General features: G+C 51.8%; 5 protein-coding genes. 2 read left to right on the forward strand and 3 right to left on the reverse strand.

The window, feature by feature from the left end; all coding sequences use genetic code 11:
* The first annotated feature begins 316 nt into the window (after positions 1-316).
* Positions 317-907 carry a Uma2 family endonuclease gene (locus R6U67_RS18560; RefSeq protein ID WP_410253921.1) on the forward strand — a complete coding sequence of 197 codons (591 nt, stop codon included), beginning with the start codon at positions 317-319 and terminating at the stop codon, positions 905-907.
* 36 nt (positions 908-943) lie between these two features.
* Here the strand turns inward: R6U67_RS18560 and R6U67_RS18565 are convergent, their stop codons facing one another.
* The 3 genes from R6U67_RS18565 to R6U67_RS18575 form a co-directional block, all read right to left on the reverse strand.
* Positions 944-1501: a Uma2 family endonuclease gene (locus tag R6U67_RS18565; RefSeq protein ID WP_410253922.1), complete on the reverse strand. Its 558-nt coding sequence runs from the start codon at positions 1499-1501 to the stop codon at positions 944-946.
* Between the two features lie 607 nt (positions 1502-2108).
* Positions 2109-3290 (reverse strand): M20 family metallopeptidase, encoded by a 1182-nt coding sequence (locus tag R6U67_RS18570; protein ID WP_410253925.1) that lies wholly within the window; start codon positions 3288-3290, stop codon positions 2109-2111.
* Between the two features lie 159 nt (positions 3291-3449).
* On the reverse strand, positions 3450-3926 hold the full coding sequence (locus tag R6U67_RS18575) for a hypothetical protein (RefSeq protein ID WP_410253923.1): 477 nt from the start codon (positions 3924-3926) through the stop codon (positions 3450-3452).
* A 283-nt stretch (positions 3927-4209) separates the two neighbouring features.
* On the opposite strand from R6U67_RS18575, the gene R6U67_RS18580 reads away from it, so the two are divergent.
* Positions 4210-5069, forward strand: an 860-nt coding sequence (locus tag R6U67_RS18580; protein WP_410253924.1) for an RNA-guided endonuclease InsQ/TnpB family protein, incomplete at its 3' end; no start/stop codon positions are given.

Here is a 5069-nt window from a genome sequence, read left to right on the forward strand (position 1 = left end):
GTGAGGCGTGGGACGTCTTCGTCCGTGCGGATAATGCGGATAATCCAGCAACTCAAAATTAGGGAACTTCCCACATCATTACGCAGGGTGAATTTGATATCGTAGTGGCTGCCAAATCGATCGCATTTATAGAGTTCGGCATCGGCTTCGCGCCTTTCCCAATCATTGGCCCCGTTGCGGCTGCGCCTAACAGGTCTTACCCTTTTTATAAGGTGGGGCCAGTTTTTGTCTCCAACACCAACCCCCCACACGCACAACAGCAACGAAACAGTCTCTCCACGACAGCTAAACCCCATCCATCACCCAGGAGTTGGAAATGCGCCAAACCCTACAACTCAATCTCCCCAACAGCGTCAAATTCCACGTCACCCCCGAACAGTTCGCCACCCTCGCCACCCACAACCAAGACCTACGCCTAGAACGCACGGCAACCGGAGAACTCATTGTGAACCCACCCACCGGCTGGGAAACCGGCGAACGCAACAGTAGCCTGACGGCACAGCTCTACTATTGGTACGAAGACAACAACTACCCCGGTAAAGTTTTCGACTCCTCCACCGGATTCACCTTGCCTGATGGTGCCATCTTATCTCCCGACGCTTCCTGGGTCAGCTCGGAGCGTTGGAATGCCCTCACCGATACACAGCGCGATACCTTCCCCCACATTTGCCCTGATTTCGTTGCCGAACTCCGCTCCAAATCCGACGCCCTCAAGCTCATACAGGCCAAAATGCAGGAATATCTTGCCAACGGAACGCGACTCGGTTGGCTCATCGACCCGAAACGCCAGATTGTAGAAATCTATCGCGCCAGCGGAAAACCCGAAGTGTTGTCGCGTCCAGCCAACGTATCCGGCGAAGATGTGCTTCCGGGATTCGTCCTCAAGCTCGATCGCATTTGGACATAGGGAGGAGGGCGAACAGCCGTTCGCCCCTACATTGTATTAAAATTTCAACCAACTAAACAGCCGCTCCACCGTCACCGTCACGCCCTCCACCCACTCAGGCATCGGAAGAACCGCCTCCAACTCCTCAAACACCTCGATTTCCTGCTTTGGACGATACACAAACACCGTTTTTTCTGCCGGGTCAATTAGCCAGCCCATGGTAGTGCCGTGTTTCAGGCAATGGAGAAGATTTTTGGTGACGCGAGTGTGACTCTGCTCCGGTGAGAGGATTGCGATCGCCCAATCCGGCGCAAGGGGAATCAGGTTGGTAATTTCACCATCTTCATCGATGGGAATGCGCTCCCAGGTCACCACTACCACATCCGGCACAATGGCGCGATCGCCAAACACACAGCGCAACTCCGGAAATGCACAACCCAATTGCCCCGGTTTGATCGCCAAATTTAGCGTGGTCACGAGGGCGCTTTGCAGTTGACTATGTTTTCCCTGGGGCATGGGTTTTTGAACAATTCGCCCGTCAATCCATTCGCTGGCGGGTTTGGTTTCCGGTAGGGCGAGAAAGTCAGCGAGGGTCAGTTTTTTTGTCGCAGGCATAGGTTGAGATGAGCCGCAATAATAACGATTCTAGCAAGGTCGCCGGGTGTGTTGGGCTGTCGAAGACCGGGTTCAATCAATTTTGGGTTTAACATCAGGATTGTTTATTATATCTATAGCGTTTATTTTGATATTTAAATCATTGACAGTTTTTACAAAAGTTCATACATGGCTAATTATTAGTAATTATTTTCATTTATGAACGAGGTTGACAGAGGTCCAGCCATTTGTTAAAAATTAGGTATATCAGCTATTGTGTTCTTCTTGTATCTAATTTTGGGAAAACGGCGATCGCCCCGAGGGGATGTTTTCTCACCGCTGCTGAGGGAATGGGCGGCGAGGATTAGCTCAAACGCTTGCCAATAAAGGTATTGCACGAGGTCTATGGCCAGAACGCCGACCATCTCTCCCCTCAAAACTGTGCCGGGGTCGGCTCAAGGATTCCCGGCGGGACGCTGCCAAAGTTAACCCGCAAATCAACTTCTTTTTTATGACGGAATGTAACGTAGGTTGACATATTTTATTTTTTGTGGTATTAAGCGCCGATTAGGGGGTGAACGCACCGGCTTCCCGAATCGGTGCGTTCCGCTATCGTAACCCCTTCAGCCTAATCGGTCTGCCAACGGTCCAAATACTGCCAGGCGGAATAAGCTAACGTAATCACTCCCGTCATAATCGCCTCCTCATCAATATCAAACTGAGGATGATGCAGAGCATAATTGCGTTGATTGGCATGACCCACCCCGAGACGAAACATGGTTCCTGGGGCATGATCTAAATAGACCGAAAAATCTTCCGCTCCCAAGGAAGGTTCCATCAACACTTGCATCCCCGTCTCCCCCCAGGCCTGACGCACTGTCGATTCGACAATCTGAGTCAACGCCGTGTCATTAAACACAGAAGGAACCAAACGGCGATAGTTCATTTCATACTTCGCCCCGTAGGTTTTGCAAACTCCGGCGACGATGTTCTCAATCCAGTCCGGGAGTTCGCGGTGGGTGTCCGGGTGCAGCGATCGCACCGTTCCCAGAAGCTGTACCGAGTCGGCGATCGCATTGGGGGCTCGTCCTCCCTGAATCTTACCAATGGTCAACACCACCGGACGCAAGGGATTATGGGTGCGGGAAATGGCCTGCTGCAACGTGGTAATCACCTGGGCCGCAATCCAAATGGCATCCACCGCCTCATAGGGACGCGCCCCATGGCCCGACTCTCCCGTAATAATCAATTCCAAGTCATCCGCCGCCGCTGTCAAAGCCCCATAACGCACCCCCACAATACCGCTAGGAATGCTAGGAAACACATGAACCCCAAAAATGGCATCCACCTCCGCCATCGCCCCATCTGCGACCATCCAATGGGCGCCCTGGGCGATTTCTTCGGCGGGTTGGAATAGGAATCGCACGGCTCCCGGCAACTCATCCATAAACCGAGAGAGGACCATGGCGGTTCCTAATCCCAGAGTGGTATGGACATCATGGCCGCAGGCGTGCATCACCCCCGGATTGCGGGAGGCGAAGGGTAAGCCGGTGCGTTCTTCGATGGGGAGGGCATCCATATCGGTGCGAATGGCAACCCGAGGCTGTTGGCGGTCTCCGAGTTCCCCAATGACGCCGGTTTGGCCCACCCCCTCCCGGACTTGTACGCCACAGGAGGAGAGAACGCCAGCCACATAGGCGGCGGTTTGGTACTCATGGCCACTGAGTTCAGGATGGCTGTGGATATGACGACGGATTTCAATCAGCCGAGGGGCAATTTCTTTAGTGAGGCTTTGGATGCGATCGAGCATCGTGAGGTTGGTCACTCCGAAAGGTCTTCTCTCTCTAGTGTCGCGAATGAGAGAGGACAAGGCGAATATCGAGTTGTTCTCTCTCTTTGTTAATGGACTGGACGAGACTCAACTGATTGCTTCGTTGGTCATCGCTTTGTGAACGAACAGGTCGAGGGATTACGAATTGGGTGCGATCGCCCGTTCAAAGTCTTCTAGGGAGGAGAGGGTGACGGCTTGAATCAGTAAGGTTTTCAGGTAGGTGGCGTCGTCGATGGCGTTGATGCGATCGCTCAGGGAACTGGGAACGGGTCCAAACCGAGTTTCCAAGATATCCAGGATATCTTCACGGCCCCTTGTTAACACTCCGGCTGAGACTCCGGCTTCTTGAGCGAAACGCTCTAGGGGGGTGATATAAGGCATTTTTTCCTCCTCCTCAAAGGCGGCAATTTCAGTGTTAAACGATGACTCCAACTCTTCCGGGAGAGTCATGATCCAGTTGACCAGTCGGAAGAGTTCCAGAATGTTTTGACGGCTATAGCCCCGACGGTAGAGGCTTTTAGTTACCTCCAGCTTCCATTGTAGTCGTTGGTTGGGCTGCTGTCGGGTGGCTTGGGTTTTCAAATGGGCCATCACCATCACCGCAAAGGGGTTCACATCCTCTTGTAGCTGGTCCCACTGGTCTTGATACGTGAATAGGTCGGGAGCTTGATAGCCCTGCTGCTTTAGCGCGGGGTGGAAAAGCGACTCGTGCGGCTTTAGCCGCCGTCAGCTTCTTAATCCTGTCTATCCAATCTTCGATTAGTTGAGTCATCGTTTTGCGCTTCTGCTTGGCAACCCGTCTCAGCTTCTCAAGTCGTCCTGTCTCAATCCTGACACTTAATCTTAATTTCATGGGACTGGCTACCCACTGGCTACCTCAATCGGCTATTATAATAGCATGAAGACGCTCAAGTTCAAGCTGTACAACCACAAGCGAAATCGTCACCTGAAGTGCATCGTTAATGCCTCGGGAACGATTTACAACCACTGTATTGCGTTGCATCGTCGGTACTATCGGATGTGGGGCAAACACTTGAACTGCTCCAAGCTCCAGAAGCATATTGCTAAGCTCAGAAAACGTAATCCTTCCTGGAAAACCGTTGACGCTCAAGCAGTGCAAGACATCTGCCAGCGTATCGAAAAAGCGTATCAGTTGTTTTTTAAGCACAGAGACAAAGGGGTTCGTCCTCCTGGGTTTAAAAAAGTCAAAAAGTACAAATCGTTTACTCTCAAACAGAACAACTACAAGTTTCTCGGTGAAAACCGGGTGAAGATCTGCGGTCGAGTGTATCAGTTCTGGAAGTCCAGAGAAATTGAGGGGAAAATCAAAACGGTGACAGTTAAACGGACTCCATTGGGAGAGATGTTTATGTTCGTCACGGTAGACGCTCCTTCGGAGCCGACTGTCAAAGTCGAGACGGGTAAAAGCGCTGGCTTTGACTTCGGACTGAAAATGTTTCTCACGACCTCTGAAGGCTTCAGTATTGACGCCCCGCTGTTTTTTAAGCAATCTCTCCGTGAGATTCAGAAGGCGAACCGAGAACTGTCCCGCAAACAGAAAAGCTCGAACAAGCGAGAACGCGCTCGAAAGAACCTAGTTCGTCGCCACGAAGACATTGTTCATCGGCGAGAGGACTGGTTCTGGAAACTAGCTCACTGGCTGACCGATCGGTTTGACGTTCTCTATTTCGAGACGTTGAACCTAAAAGCCATGCAGCGACTCTGGGGACGCAAAGTCTCTGACTTAGGATTTCGGTC

It is taken from the genome of Sodalinema sp., assembly GCF_046483825.1.
GTDB lineage: Bacteria > Cyanobacteriota > Cyanobacteriia > Cyanobacteriales > Geitlerinemataceae > Sodalinema.

Coding starts and splice junctions, on each gene's coding strand:
- R6U67_RS18560 (WP_410253921.1), top strand. CDS start 317: ATGCGCCAAACCCTACAACTCAATCTCCCCAACAGCGTCAAATTCCAC.
- R6U67_RS18565 (WP_410253922.1), bottom strand. CDS start 1,501: ATGCCTGCGACAAAAAAACTGACCCTCGCTGACTTTCTCGCCCTACCG.
- R6U67_RS18570 (WP_410253925.1), bottom strand. CDS start 3,290: ATGCTCGATCGCATCCAAAGCCTCACTAAAGAAATTGCCCCTCGGCTG.